Consider the following 322-nt stretch of genomic DNA (forward strand, 5'->3'; position numbering starts at 1 on the left):
TTCAAATACAATTCCACGGTGAATATCCCCATGCCCTCCCATCAAATGAAAGGGCAAAAGTGGCCGACTTTTACGCCGCCCGCGACAACACAACGCCGCCGCTACCGTGGCCGAGTATTGCTCCGCCGATTACACAACCCGAAACGAGCCTTCCTCGTTCACATCCACAGCGAAGGTCCAACCCTCGTTCGTTTCAACAACGACTGTGTAGCCGGCGGCGCGGGCCCATCTCTGGACCGCAACGAGAAAGCTCTCGCCTTGGCGGGCAGTCCATCTTGGGATCGGTGCTGGCGTCGGTAGGGCAGGAGCCGCATTGGGGGAA

Annotated in this window: 1 protein-coding gene; it reads right to left on the reverse strand. The window is 59.0% G+C overall.

Translation table 11 applies throughout. The features are described from left to right. Window positions 1-129 precede the first annotated feature (129 nt). Window positions 130-322 (reverse strand): TcpQ domain-containing protein (locus tag ACFWW2_RS00910; RefSeq protein ID WP_393925483.1); only part of this gene is annotated, 193 nt, incomplete at its 5' end.

The organism is Yoonia sp. R2-816 (assembly GCF_046762905.1).
Taxonomy (GTDB): domain Bacteria; phylum Pseudomonadota; class Alphaproteobacteria; order Rhodobacterales; family Rhodobacteraceae; genus Yoonia.